Here is a 14,014-nt window from a genome sequence, read left to right on the forward strand (position 1 = left end):
GTGTAACCTTACACTATCAAGGGAATGTCAAAATAATAATTGGCCAAAAATTTCAAATATTATTTATTCAATTCCTATTTAAGATAATAATTTACAATAAAAAGAGTTAACAATAAAAACTGCCTAGAATTTTATAACGTGTTTTTAATTCCCAAACTAATACAAGTCATGCCTTTAATGATTCTAGACAGTTTTTTATAGGTTTTATAACCTTAAACAAAGGTAATATTGTAGAGCTTATATTAAATTACACAATTATTGCTAATTATTATAAGATTCAATGAAATCGTGTTTTGAAAGGTTGGTTATAACTATTAAATACTAAATACTTTTATCTATTCCTCCAAAAGAAAGGTGTAAATAAAATAAGTACCGTAAAGAGCTCTAATCGACCAATAAGCATCAAAAAAGATGACCACCATTTTGCCAACGGAGGCAATGCCGAATAATTATTAACTGGACCAAAATTACCAAGTGCTGGACCAATATTACCTAAACTAGAAGCCGATAAGCCTATTGAAGATTGAAAGTCTATTTGAAACATGGAAAAGACCAGAGCCCCCACTATAAAGGAAAGCATATAAAGAATAAAGAATGCCAATATATTAAAAACAATAAACCTATTAATGGCCTTATTATTATATCGAACAGGTACGATGGCATTTGGATGCAGTGTACGTTTAAATTCTAAAAAGCCATTTTTAATAAGAATTAAATGCCTTACTACTTTCACACCACCTGCCGTACTTCCTGCCGAACCACCCAAAAACATAAGTCCGAAAAAGAAAACCAATAAAAAAGGTGTCCACAAGGTATAATCTGCGGTTATAAAACCTGTCGTAGTAATTACCGTTAATACTTGAAACAAGGCGTGCCTAAAAGCACTTTCACCCGCTCCCCAAACCATAGGGTGCTGTATTGACGATATAGATACATCTGCTCTAAAATAAATAATAAGCGCTGCTATTATTGTAAAAACAAAAATAAACTTAAAATACAGTTTAAACTCTTCGTCATTAATTATTTTTTGAACCTTTCCTTTAAACGCAAAATAACTAAGCACGAAATTTGACCCGGCCAAAAACATAAATAAAATTATGATATACTGAATAATTGGTTGATGATTCCAATAAGCCACACTTGCATTTTTTGTTGAAAATCCTCCTGTTGACAAGGTTGCCATAGAATGATTGATAGCATCAAAAAAAGACATTCCAGCTAGTTGAAGCAGTAATGTTTCGGCAATGGTGTAACCAAAATAAATTAACCATAAACGCTTAGCTGTATCGGTAATTCTAGGATGTAATTTATCGCCACTGGGACCAGGGGCTTCTGCTGCAAAAAGCTGCATGCCTCCAATTCCCAACAAAGGCAAAATAGCTATTGCTAATACAATAATACCCATACCTCCAATCCAATGCGTTGTGCTACGCCAGAATAAAATCCCTTTGGGCATTATTTCAATATCATTTAAAATAGATGCTCCGGTAGTTGTATAACCAGATATCGTTTCAAAAAAAGCATTTGTGAAATTGGGAATGCTACCTGTTAATACATAGGGCAATGTGCCGGACAATGACATAATAACCCATCCAAAAGCTACTACAATGTAACCTTCACGCTTATTCATTTCTTTTTTATGGCTTCGCGTAAGCAACATTGCAACCACCCCAATAACCAATGTTAAAATACCAGCAAGACCTATTTGAAATGTTACTCCATCTTTATAAATAAAACTAACAAGTGCAGATAATAACATAAAACCACCATTAAACAATAATAGTAATCCTAAAAAATGAAAAACGATTTTAAAGTTAAGTTTCAATTATATAATTATGTTTTATTAGCCAAGAATACACGAATTTTTTTCAATTGTAAAATATAAATAATTCGTGTATTAGTGGCGGATTGATCTTTACAGGAAAAATTTCTCTACCCTTTTTATAGATTCAAGTAAACAGCAAACTACAACACGATCGCCTTCCTGGATTTTAAAACTACCAAGTGCTATCATTCCAACACCATTTCTAATAACGCCCCCAATAATAGCTGTTCTAGGAAAGTCAATGGATTTAATGGTTTTATTACAAACAGCTGATGTTGATTTTACTTCAAACTCCAACAACTCTGCATTTAAATTGCTGAGTTTGGTCATGGCAACAACCTCTCCTTTTCGTATGTACCTAAAAATATTATTGGCCGCCAACAATTTCTTATTAATCAATGTGTCAATTCCTATAGAATGTGATAGTTCAAAATAGTCCATGTTTTCAACCAAAGCAATGGTTTTTTTAACCCCTTTAGATTTAGCGACCAGACAAGACATAATATTAGTTTCAGAATTTGCTCCAACGGCCACAAAAGCATCCATATCTGCAATGTTTTCTTCATCTAATAAATCAACATTACGACCATCACTATTAATTACCAATACTTTAGTCAATTCCTCAGCCAGTTCAAATGCCCTATCTCTATTTTCTTCTATAAGTTTAACATTAAAATCTTTTTCACTTAAATCTCTAGCAGTTTTATAACCAATTAGGGTGCCACCTAAAATCATAACGTTTTTAATAGTTCTATTAACTTTTCCTGTAAGCCTACAAAGCTCGTCTGCTCCGCCTTCAGATGTTATAAAAACCACACTATCACCACGTTTGAACTTTGTATCTCCTCGAGGTATTATTGTGAATTGCGTTCCAAAACGTTGAATGGCAATAGGTACAAAATGTATTTCTGGAAATATTTCGGCTGCTTCCTTTACGGTTTTCCCAACAAATAAAGCAGACTTAGAAAGTGTTAAACCCGCCATCGTAAGTGCCCCACCTTCAAACTCGTAATTTTCGTTGAAAGACGATTGCTTTAACGATAACTCAATTTCTGAAGCCGCTAGAGCTTCGGGCGAAATTAACTCATCAACACCAAATTTTGTAAATCCAACTTCTTCTTTATGGTGTATAAATTCAGTATTTGAAATTCTGGCAATGGTTTTTTTAGCCCCTAATTGCTTTGCAACCGCGCAAACCGTAATATTTGTTGTTTCACTTGACGTTACCGCTATAAATAAATCACAGTTAGCAACACGTGCATCTTTTAAAACAGCGATAGAAGTGGAATCGCCTCTAATGACCCTAATATCTAAATGAGTATCTGCGTATGCCAAACTTGCCTTGTTTGTGTCTATTAAAGTAATCTCTTGAGATTCATAAGACAATAATTTGGCTAAATGGAACCCAACCTCACCAGCACCAGCAATAATTATTTTCATCTGTTTACATTATTTTAAATTTCGGTCAGATGCAACACCCTGAAAAATCATCCTCTAGTGTAAATGTGATTACCATGCGTGTTTCATTTGTTACGTGTCATAAAAAGTATAACAAATATACTATAAATTAAATATTGCGTTTTACAATTATTTATAATGGTATTGTTTCATGTTTTTGAAAGATTTATTTTTCATATTCATAATAAACTTGTCTAATACCTTTTAAAAATTATTTTGATTTTGAATGACATTTAAAAGCTGAAATAAATTATGTAGGTTTGTCAAAAAAAATAGCGATTTGTCAAAGATAAAGCCATACAAGAATAGCGATTTAGGGAAAAAAGAGCAGGTTACAAAAATGTTTGATACCATTTCTGGGGACTATGATGGTTTAAACCGTGTAATTTCTTTTGGAATAGATATAAAATGGCGAAAAAAAGTAGTCCATATTATTAAAGAAACCAACCCTGAAACCATTTTAGATATTGCCACGGGAACTGGCGATTTAGCCATTGCTTTAACAAAAACCAATGCCACCAAAATTATTGGATTGGATATTAGCATTGGTATGCTTGAGATTGGAATAGAAAAAATAAAAAGACAGGGCTTAGATAACAAAATTGAGATGGTTTTAGGTGATTCTGAAAACATGCCTTTTGAAGATAACACGTTTGATGCCATTACAGTTGGCTTCGGAGTTAGAAACTTTGAAACACTGGAAAACGGTTTAAAAGAAATTCTTCGTGTTTTAAAACCTGGAGGCTGTTTTGTTATTTTAGAAACTTCGATGCCAACAAAAACACCATATAAACAAGGATACAATTTTTACACAAAAAATATTTTACCAGTTATTGGGCGACTGTTTTCAAAAGACAAAAGTGCCTATAAATACTTATGCGAATCAGCTTCCGTTTTTCCTTATGGGGAGGCTTTAAACAATATTTTGCGTAAAATTGGGTTTATTAGTGTTGAAGATTTTCCGCAAACCTTTGGTGTGGCAACCATTTATGTGTCATCAAAATAATTTTATGAAGCACTTTTTTATATTATTATCGTTTTTATTCATATTCCAAACTTCCAACGCACAGTTATTCAGAAAAGAAAAAGTGAGTTATGATGCCAATCAAGGAAAAGGGTCTACCGATTATAATTTGTTAAGATGGGGCTATTTTTTAGGATTTAACAGCTACGATTTTAATTTTGACTACAATCAAGATTTAAGGGATATTTATGTAAAAAGAAGCACTGGCTTTAATGTTGGTCTTATTGGAAACTTAAGAATCAATGATTATATTGATTTGCGTATAGAACCGGGTTTATTAATTACAACTAGAGAGTTATATTACAGTCAAACTTATTTTAGTGGCATTCCTTCAAGTTCTGATTTGACCCGTGAAGTGAAATCCACATACATACATTTACCACTTTTGGTAAAATTTTCTACCAAACGCATCAACAACTTTAAACCTTTTGTAGTTGGTGGATTTTCAACAGCACTAAATCTTTCCAGTAATGAAGACAACCCAGATGACAATAGCAACGGTCAATTTAGAACTACAAAGAACACCCTGTTCTATGAGCTAGGATTTGGTATTGATTTTTATTTGTATAATTTTAAATTCACACCTTCCATTAGAGGTGTATTTGGTATGAATGATGAGCTTGTACCCGACGAAGACCCAAATAGTCCATGGACAAGCAATATTAACAGTATGAAAACCCGAGCGGTTTTTATAAACTTCACATTTCAATAACATTATTGTTTGTTGTTAAGGCGTTTAGTTTTTAAGCTTTTTAAATAGCTAACTTCTTCTGAATTCGCTGAGCAAAATAGCGGTTGCGGTTGCAACATTTAAACTTTCGGCAGCTTGTATATTTCCAAATCTAGGTATTGCTATTTTTTCTTTAATTAATACTTCTATGTCTTTAGAAATACCATTGGCTTCGTTACCTAAAACTAAAACTCCTTTTTTTGGCAAACTTTTGTTATACACGTTTTCACCATCCATAAAGGTTCCAAAAATAGGCACATCAACGTTTTTTAAAAACGCTGGTAAATCAACATAAGTTATATTCACTCTGGTTATAGAACCCATAGTAGCTTGAATGACTTTTGGGTTAAAACAATCTACCGTTTCGTTACTACAAACCAAATCTTTAACCCCAAACCAATCGCAAAGTCTGATGATAGTTCCTAAATTCCCTGGATCTCTTATATCATCTAAAGCGACAATCAATTCACTTGTATCAATAGGATTAAACGAAGGTATTTTAAAAATGGCAAGTGCTTTATTTGGCGTGGTTAAAAAACTAATGCGTTTTAAATCGGTTTCAGAAATTAAAATTTCATCATTGTAACTATCTGGGTTGGCAGCATTATTGAACCTTTCGGTTGTATAAAGTGTATGAAGCTCCATATTAGAGTTTAACAGTTCCCTAATCGTTTTAATACCTTCAACAACAAAAAAACCATGTAACAACCTATACTTTTTTTGCTTTAAACTAGTTATTAATTTTATTTGGTTTTTAGATAGTGATTGTACCACAATGCTTGGTTTATTTTAATTTATAAAGAAAATGAAAAAATATTGAACCCCTTGTTTAGACCTTTCTTTATTTAATTATTTTTAAGCGTAAATGACCATATTTATAAAATATGAACAAACAAAAATGCTAATTAAAAAAAATAGAAACAAACACATGAAATATTAGTATTTTTGAATCCATATATAAAAACTATTTTATATCCTTTTAAATTGGTTTCACAACAAAATCGAACAACTTTAATTAATTAAAATTTTTCATTTGAAATGAGCAATGAAAAGTTCTAAAATAAAACATCATGTTCCATATACGAATTACATCTGGCCAATTTAAAAAAACAGAAATTAGCAGATGAAAAATCAACTCTCAAAAATAGTATTATTTATTATCACTATACACTTAATATCATGTGATAGTACAAAAAGAGTTGCTGAAAACGAGTATTTGCTTACTAACAATACCGTTTATGTAAATGGTAAAAAAGACAAATCTGAAACCATAACCAATCTAATTTCCCAAGAGCCAAATCAAAAAATTCTAGGATTTCCATTACGCCTTCACTTTTATAATTTGGCCAGGCCCAACATAGATTCAATTATAAATACAAATCTTGATAAAAATCCTAAACACAGAGAGAACTTAGAAAATATTCTGTCTAAAAAACAATTGGATAAATACATTCAATCTCGTATTAACTTTAATAAATGGATAAAAAAAACAGGCCAGCCCCCTATATTAGTTAATGAAGATAAAACCATAAGTTCGGTTAAAAGGCTTCAAGATTATCATATAAATAACGGATGGTTTGATGTTAAAGCTTCTTACGATATTCAAAAAAAAGAAAATAAAAGTGCAGATATTGAATACAAAGTAGAAACAGGCAAAGCCTTTATTATTGACTCTATCTCAGAAGAAATTTCAACACCAATAATTGATACTCTTTATAGAAGATCAATTAAAAAAAATTCTTTAATAAAGCAAAACGAGCAATATAAAACGGTGAATTTTGAATTAGAGCGTAACAGGATTTCAAATGAATTACGCAATATGGGCATATTTCATTTCGGTCAAGATTATATAACCATGGAAATGGATACCATAGGCACAAATAAAAAGGTAAATGTTGAAATACAAATTCAAGATAGGGCCATAAGAACACAAGACACAACGGTTAGGGTTCCTTTTAAAGTCTATACTATTGATGAGGTAAAAATAATTACAGACTATACTTTTGAAAACAGCGGGAAACCATTTCAAGATTCTATTTCTTATAACAGTTTTAAATTATATAGTTATGGAAAAATGCGTTATCGCCCAAAGGCTTTAACAGATGCCGTTTTTATTTCTCGTGGAGAAACTTTTAGAGATTTAGACAGAACAAGAACGTATAGCTATTTGAATGAATTACGCACTTTTAAATACCCCAACATCGAGTATATAGAAAATTCTAATAATACACTTAGTACAACTATTAGTTTAACACCATTAAAAAAATTCAGCTTAGGCTTTAGTACAGAAGTATCGCAAAGTAATATTCAATCTATTGGCTTGTCGTTAAATCCAAGCTTACTGATTAGAAATGTTTTTGGAGGAGCTGAAACCTTTCAAATTTCTGCCATTGGAGCTATAGGCTCTTCAAAAGGTCGTTCAAGGGACAAAAACAATGTTGATGACCCGTTTTTTGATATCAATGAGTATGGTGTTGATTTAAAATTAACCATTCCCAGATTTTTCACGCCGTTTTATACAGAGGGCATTGTGCCAAAATATATGTCGCCCAGCACAAGAATGAGTTTATCAACTACCAGCCAAACCAATATTGGGTTAGACAAACAAACCTTTAATGGTATTGTGAGTTTCAACTGGAGGCCTTCGTCAAAAGTAACCAACAGGTTAGATGTGCTTAATTTACAATATGTAAGAAACTTAAATGTAGGCAGATATTTTGAAGTTTATAGAACATCATTTAATTCGTTAAATCAAATTGCAAAAGATGTTAACTATATTAATCCAGATGACGATTTAATTACTGAGGAAGCAAACACATTTATTGCATACGCTTTGGGAATACCTACACCAAATGGAATTTCAGAAAACCAGCTTAGAACGGTTAGTAATATAGGCGAGAGAAAAAATAGATTAACTGAAAATAACTTGATTATTTCATCAAGTTTTAGTTTAACCAATGATGAACGTGTTAATTTGTTTGATGATGATTTTTCAATTTTCAGATTTAAATTAGAACTGGCAGGAAACCTATTATCATCAGCTTCAAAACTAGTAGGGCTCAAAAAAAATGAAAATAACAATTATGAAATTTTCAATGTTGCCTATTCCCAATTTGTAAAAACAGAATTAGATTACGTAAAACATTGGAACTTAGGCAAAAAGAATATTCTTGCCATGAGAACTTTTTTTGGTATTGCCATTCCTTACGGAAATTCAAATAGCATTCCATTTTCAAAAAGTTTCTTTGCAGGTGGCCCTAACGATAATAGAGCTTGGACAGCTTATAATTTAGGCCCTGGAAGTTCTCAAAGTTTAAATGAATTTAATGAAGCCAATTTAAAGTTCTTATTTAGTGTCGAGCAACGCTTTAACTTATTTGAGAGCTTAAATGGCGCTTTTTTCGTTGATACTGGAAACATTTGGAATGTTATGGATAACGTTACTACAGAAGGTGCCACTTTTAAAAACCTAAAATCTTTAGAAGATATTGCTATTGGCTCAGGGTTTGGCCTTCGTTATGATTTTAACTTTTTTGTATTTAGGTTTGATATTGGTTTTAAAACCTATGACCCCTCCTATCCAAGTGGCAATAGATGGTTTAAGGATTACAATTTTGGGAACGCCGTTTACAACATTGGTATAAACTATCCTTTTTAACCTATTTTCTAAACACTTACACTATAACGTTTTCGCATTTTTTAAGCTTTTCCAGCGGTTAAATCAAGAATATATATTCAAAAAATGCTTACTTTTGACTTAAATTATTAATTAAATAAAATAAAATGGGACATAACATAAAACCAGGTGTTGCTACAGGCAGCGAAGTTCAAGCTATTTTTAAACATGCAAAAGAAAATGGCTATGCTTTACCCGCCGTAAACGTTATTGGTTCGAATACTATAAATGGTGTATTAGAAACCGCAAAAGCATTAAACGCACCAGTCATCATACAATTTTCTAACGGCGGGGCACAATTTAATGCCGGAAAAGGCTTAAGCAATGAAGGTCAAAAAGCGGCTATTGCGGGTGCTATAGCAGGCGCAAAACATGTACATATATTATCTGAAGCTTATGGGGTGCCTGTTATTCTTCATACAGACCATTGTGCTAAAAATCTTTTACCTTGGGTAGATGGCATGCTTGATGCCAGTGAAAAACATTTCTCTGAAACCGGCAAACCTCTTTTTAGTTCTCACATGCTAGATTTATCGGAAGAACCTATTGAAGAAAACATAGAAATATGTAAGCAATATTTGGCCAGAATGAGCAAAATGGGCATGACTTTAGAAATTGAACTGGGCGTTACAGGTGGTGAAGAAGATGGTGTTGATAATACGGATGTAGACGATTCTAAAATGTACACACAACCAGAAGAAGTCGCTTATGCTTACGAAGAATTAAGCAAAGTAAGTAGTCAATTTACAATTGCTGCCGCTTTTGGGAATGTTCACGGTGTTTACAAACCAGGAAACGTAAAACTAACTCCTAAAATATTAAAGAATTCCCAAGAATACGTGTCTAAAAAATATGGTGTTGAACATAATCATATAGATTTTGTATTCCATGGCGGTTCGGGTTCTACTGTTGAAGAAATTCGTGAAGGGATTAGCTATGGTGTTATTAAAATGAACATCGATACCGATATGCAATATGCATTTATGAGTGGTATTCGTGATTATATGAGCAGTAAAAAAGACTATTTACAAACGCAAATAGGAAACCCTGATGGTCCAGATTCACCAAATAAAAAACACTATGACCCACGTGTTTGGTTACGTGCTGGTGAAGTTACCTTTGTAGAGCGTTTAAAACAGGCCTTTGCAGATCTTAACAATGTAAATACATTATAAAATAGGTTTATTTTATATAAAAAATCCTGCTTGTAGCAGGATTTTTTCATTTATATAATCTAAACAATAAAAAAATTCAATTAATAAAAAAAAGAATGGCCTGACTACTAAATTAAAATAAAGCCTTAATTTTGTAGTTAGGCTTTTTGCTTTATCATTTTTATTTTTACACATTAAGTGTTTCTCAAAAAAGAATTTAGCAACGATCCTTAACGAAAATATCGATGCACAAGGTTTTTAAAATCTAAAATCGTAAATCTAAAATCATATATCACTATGTCTTGGTTTAAAAGAAAAACAAAAGGTATAACTACAACAACCGAAGAGAAAAAAGACACCCCAAAAGGTCTTTGGTACAAATCGCCTACAGGTAAAATTGTTGACGCAGAAGAACTGGAAAAAAATTTCTACGTAAGTCCAGAAGATGGCTATCATGTCCGCATTGGAAGCCACGAATATTTTGAGATTCTTTTTGATGATAACAATTTTAAAGAACTGGATGCTAATTTAGAATCCAAAGACCCGCTAAAATTTGTCGATACCAAAAAATATCCGGACAGGTTAAAAGCTGCTCAAGAAAAAACAAAATTAAAAGATGCTGTCCGCGCTGCCGTTGGTAAATCTAAAGGAAAAGATTTGGTAATAGCATGTATGGACTTTGCTTTTATTGGAGGTTCCATGGGAAGTGTTGTAGGTGAAAAAATTGCACGGGCTGCGGATTATTCTCTAAAAAATAATATTCCTTTATTGGTTATTTCAAAATCTGGTGGTGCCCGTATGATGGAGGCCGCTTTATCCTTAATGCAATTGGCCAAAACATCCGTAAAACTGGCACAATTGGCTGAGGCAGGAATCCCATATATTTCTTTGTGTACCGACCCAACCACAGGAGGTACTACAGCGTCTTTTGCTATGCTGGGAGATATTAATATTGCAGAACCCGGCGCTTTAATCGGCTTTGCCGGCCCCAGAATTGTTAGGGATACTACGGGCAAAGAATTACCTGAAGGATTTCAAACATCTGAATTCTTATTAGAACATGGTTTCTTGGATTTTATTACTCCTAGAAAAGAGCTTAAAGATAAGGTGAACCAGTACTTAGATTTAATTTTAAATCAGCCTTTAAGAGCTTAAAAATAAACAATGTAACTTCTTGACCTGATTGGTTTTCAGCCCATCAGGTCTTTTTGTTTAAATGGTTTGCAAATCATTAAAATTTACTATATTTGCCGCTCGAAAGATAGACTTTCGTGTACATAACAATTATTTACAATAATATTAGCATGTATTTAGCAAAAGAAGTAAAAGAAGAAATCTTCACAAAACACGGTAAAGGAAAAAACGACACCGGTTCTGCTGAAGGACAAATTGCGTTATTTACGCACAGAATTAATCACTTAACGGAACACTTAAAAAAGAATCGTAAAGATTATAATACAGAGCGTTCGTTAGTAAAATTAGTAGGTAAAAGAAGAAGCTTACTAGATTACTTAACTAAGAAAGATATCTTAAGATATCGTGCGATAGTAAAAGAATTAGGATTAAGAAAATAATAAAAAGAGGCTTTTCAGCCTCTTTTTTGTTTTAGATATAACATAGTTACAATGTCATTACGAGGAGTGTAACGACGTGGTAATCTTTTTTAAAAGAAACAGATTGCCACAGCAAATTAAAAAATTTGCTTCGCAATGACGTAAAATAGAAGAAGCTTATTATAGTTTTTCATTGGTCACACAACAACTACACACAACAACACAACGACCATTGTTTAATTAGAATTAAAAAAAATTTATGATTCCAAAAATTTTTAGAGAGGTCATTGACCTTGGTGATGGACGTACAATATCCATCGAAACCGGAAAATTAGCAAAACAGGCCCATGGTTCTGTTGTTGTACAATCAGGAAAATGTATGCTTTTGTGTACAGTTGTTTCCAACTACCAACAAAGTGATGTTGACTTTTTACCATTAACGGTAGATTACAGAGAAAAATTTGCTGCTTCTGGACGTTATCCAGGAGGTTTCTTTAAAAGAGAGGCAAGACCAAGTGATGGCGAAGTATTAACCATGCGTTTAGTGGATCGTGTTTTACGTCCGTTATTCCCAAAAGATTACCATGCAGAAACACAAGTAATGATTCAATTAATGTCTCATGACGACCAAGTTATGCCAGACGCTATGGCTGGATTGGCAGCTTCTGCAGCGATTCAATTATCAGATTTTCCTTTTGAATGTCCAATTTCAGAAGTAAGAGTTGGTCGTGTAAATGGTCAATTAATCATCAATCCTACAAGAGCTCAATTAGAAGTTTCTGAATTGGATATGGTTATTGGTGCTTCAGCAGATTCAGTAATGATGGTTGAAGGTGAAATGCATGAGATTTCTGAAGAAGAAATGGTTGAAGCTATTAAGTTTGCACATGAGGCTATTAAAATACAATGCGCTGCTCAAGTAAAATTAGCGGAAGCTTTTGGTAAAAAAGAAACCCGTACTTACGACGTAGAACGTGAAGATGAAGTTTTAGCAAAAAAAGTAGAAGCTTTAACGTATGATAAAGTGTATGCCGTAGCAAGAGCTGCTTCAGCAAAACACGAGCGTAGTGCGGCTTTTGATGCTATTAAAGAAGAAGTAAAGGCAAGCTTTACTGAAGAAGAATTAGCTGATTTTGGAGGTTTGGTTTCTAAATATTTCTACAAAGCTGAGAAAAAAGCGGTAAGAGATTTAACGTTGAACGAAGGGTTACGTTTAGATGGCCGTAAAACAAACGACATCAGACCCATTTGGTGTGAAGTAGATTATTTACCTTCTGTTCATGGCTCTTCAATATTTACTCGTGGAGAAACTCAAGCTTTAGCAACAGTTACTTTAGGAACTTCTAGAGAAGCAAACCAAATAGATATGCCATCGTTTGAAGGCGAAGAGCGTTTCTATTTACATTATAACTTCCCACCTTTTTCTACAGGTGAAGCGAAACCCTTAAGAGGAACGTCACGTCGTGAAGTAGGACATGGGAATTTGGCACAACGTGCATTAAAAAACATGGTTCCTGCCGATTGCCCATACACAGTAAGAGTTGTGTCGGAAGTATTAGAATCTAATGGTTCGTCTTCTATGGCAACTGTTTGCGCTGGTACTATGGCGTTAATGGATGCTGGGGTTCAAATGAAAAAACCAGTTTCTGGTATTGCTATGGGATTAATTTCTGATGCTGAAACTGGAAAATACGCAGTGTTATCTGATATTTTAGGTGATGAAGATCATTTAGGTGATATGGACTTTAAAGTGACTGGTACTGCTGATGGTATTACCGCTTGCCAAATGGACATTAAAGTAAAAGGCCTTTCTTATGAAATTTTGGTAAATGCTTTAAAACAAGCACAAGCTGGACGTTTACATATTTTAGGAAAACTTGTTGAAACCATTGCGCAACCAAATGCCGATGTGAAACCTCATGCGCCTAAAATGATAACCAAAATTATTCCTAATGCGTTTATTGGTGCCTTAATTGGTCCTGGTGGAAAAGTGATTCAGGAGTTACAAAAAGCAACAAAAACAACGATTGTTATTAATGAAGATCCGATTACCGAAGAAGGTATTGTTGAAATATTAGGAACCAATCAAGCTGGTATTGATGCTGTGTTAGCTAAAATCGATTCGTTAATGTTTAAACCAGAAGTTGGTGGCACTTATGAAGTAAAAGTGATTAAAATGCTTGATTTTGGTGCTGTTGTAGAATATTTAGATGCTCCAGGTAACGAAGTATTATTGCACGTAAGTGAATTAGCTTGGGAACGTACCGAAAATGTAACCGATGTGGTTAATATGGGCGATGTTTTTAATGTGAAGTATTTTGGTTTAGATCCAAAAACGCGCAAGGAAAAAGTATCCCGTAAAGCATTATTGGAAAAACCAGAGGGTTATGTTGCAAGACCACCAAGAGACAATAACGACCGTGGTGGACGTGATAATAGAGGTGGAAGTCGTGATAATCGCGGACGTGATAATCGTCGTGATGATAGAAGACCTAGAGAAGATAGAAAAGAAGATTAAGTTCTCTTTATTATCATAATTTAAAAGCTGTCAAAAATAAATTTGGCAGCTTTTTTTATTTGGATTTAATGTTAAT

The 14,014-nt window shown here is 33.2% G+C and carries 10 protein-coding genes; 7 read left to right on the forward strand and 3 right to left on the reverse strand.

Going from position 1 to position 14,014, the window contains the following annotated elements:
• Positions 1-331: 331 nt before the first annotated feature.
• Positions 332-1,825 carry a TrkH family potassium uptake protein gene (locus CSW08_RS17410; RefSeq protein WP_203226919.1) on the reverse strand — a complete coding sequence of 498 codons (1,494 nt, stop codon included), beginning with the start codon at positions 1,823-1,825 and terminating at the stop codon, positions 332-334.
• Positions 1,826-1,915: 90 nt separating this feature from the next.
• Entirely contained in the window at positions 1,916-3,265 is a 1,350-nt protein-coding gene (trkA, locus tag CSW08_RS17415; RefSeq protein WP_106661188.1) for a Trk system potassium transporter TrkA, read from the reverse strand.
• Positions 3,266-3,563: 298 nt separating this feature from the next.
• On the opposite strand from trkA, the gene ubiE reads away from it, so the two are divergent.
• Together ubiE and porT are read left to right on the forward strand one after the other, a co-directional pair.
• On the forward strand, positions 3,564-4,289 hold the full coding sequence (gene ubiE / locus CSW08_RS17420) for a bifunctional demethylmenaquinone methyltransferase/2-methoxy-6-polyprenyl-1,4-benzoquinol methylase UbiE (RefSeq protein ID WP_106661189.1): 726 nt from the start codon (positions 3,564-3,566) through the stop codon (positions 4,287-4,289).
• A 4-nt stretch (positions 4,290-4,293) separates the two neighbouring features.
• Positions 4,294-5,019 carry a type IX secretion/gliding motility protein PorT/SprT gene (gene porT, locus CSW08_RS17425; protein WP_106661242.1) on the forward strand — a complete coding sequence of 242 codons (726 nt, stop codon included), beginning with the start codon at positions 4,294-4,296 and terminating at the stop codon, positions 5,017-5,019.
• A 48-nt stretch (positions 5,020-5,067) separates the two neighbouring features.
• Here porT and CSW08_RS17430 read toward each other — a convergent pair whose 3' ends face one another.
• A complete protein-coding gene (locus CSW08_RS17430) occupies positions 5,068-5,811 on the reverse strand; it encodes a TrmH family RNA methyltransferase (protein ID WP_106661190.1) in 744 nt (247 codons plus the stop codon).
• A 349-nt stretch (positions 5,812-6,160) separates the two neighbouring features.
• Between CSW08_RS17430 and tamL the strand changes: the two genes are divergently transcribed.
• The 5 genes from tamL (at position 6,161) to CSW08_RS17455 (ending at position 13,938) form a co-directional block, all read left to right on the forward strand.
• Positions 6,161-8,695, forward strand: coding sequence for a translocation and assembly module lipoprotein TamL (gene tamL, locus CSW08_RS17435; RefSeq protein ID WP_106661191.1), 2,535 nt, complete (start codon positions 6,161-6,163; stop codon positions 8,693-8,695).
• A 125-nt stretch (positions 8,696-8,820) separates the two neighbouring features.
• On the forward strand, positions 8,821-9,888 hold the full coding sequence (fbaA, locus tag CSW08_RS17440) for a class II fructose-bisphosphate aldolase (RefSeq protein WP_106661192.1): 1,068 nt from the start codon (positions 8,821-8,823) through the stop codon (positions 9,886-9,888).
• A gap of 276 nt (positions 9,889-10,164) precedes the next feature.
• Positions 10,165-11,022: an acetyl-CoA carboxylase, carboxyltransferase subunit beta gene (gene accD, locus CSW08_RS17445; protein ID WP_100610952.1), complete on the forward strand. Its 858-nt coding sequence runs from the start codon at positions 10,165-10,167 to the stop codon at positions 11,020-11,022.
• Positions 11,023-11,171: 149 nt separating this feature from the next.
• On the forward strand, positions 11,172-11,441 hold the full coding sequence (gene rpsO, locus CSW08_RS17450; protein ID WP_100613381.1) for a 30S ribosomal protein S15: 270 nt from the start codon (positions 11,172-11,174) through the stop codon (positions 11,439-11,441).
• A gap of 238 nt (positions 11,442-11,679) precedes the next feature.
• Positions 11,680-13,938 (forward strand): polyribonucleotide nucleotidyltransferase, encoded by a 2,259-nt coding sequence (locus tag CSW08_RS17455; protein ID WP_106661193.1) that lies wholly within the window; start codon positions 11,680-11,682, stop codon positions 13,936-13,938.
• The last annotated feature ends 76 nt before the right edge of the window (positions 13,939-14,014 follow it).

This window comes from Confluentibacter flavum, assembly GCF_002843175.1.
GTDB classification, from domain to species: Bacteria; Bacteroidota; Bacteroidia; order Flavobacteriales; family Flavobacteriaceae; genus Confluentibacter; species Confluentibacter flavum.

Bases quoted from the DNA above. Each gene is read 5' to 3' on its own strand.
- trkA (WP_106661188.1), bottom strand. From the start codon at position 3,265: ATGAAAATAATTATTGCTGGTGCTGGTGAGGTTGGGTTCCATTTAGCC.
- porT (WP_106661242.1), top strand. From the start codon at position 4,294: ATGAAGCACTTTTTTATATTATTATCGTTTTTATTCATATTCCAAACT.
- tamL (WP_106661191.1), top strand. From the start codon at position 6,161: ATGAAAAATCAACTCTCAAAAATAGTATTATTTATTATCACTATACAC.
- fbaA (WP_106661192.1), top strand. From the start codon at position 8,821: ATGGGACATAACATAAAACCAGGTGTTGCTACAGGCAGCGAAGTTCAA.
- accD (WP_100610952.1), top strand. From the start codon at position 10,165: ATGTCTTGGTTTAAAAGAAAAACAAAAGGTATAACTACAACAACCGAA.
- rpsO (WP_100613381.1), top strand. From the start codon at position 11,172: ATGTATTTAGCAAAAGAAGTAAAAGAAGAAATCTTCACAAAACACGGT.
- CSW08_RS17455 (WP_106661193.1), top strand. From the start codon at position 11,680: ATGATTCCAAAAATTTTTAGAGAGGTCATTGACCTTGGTGATGGACGT.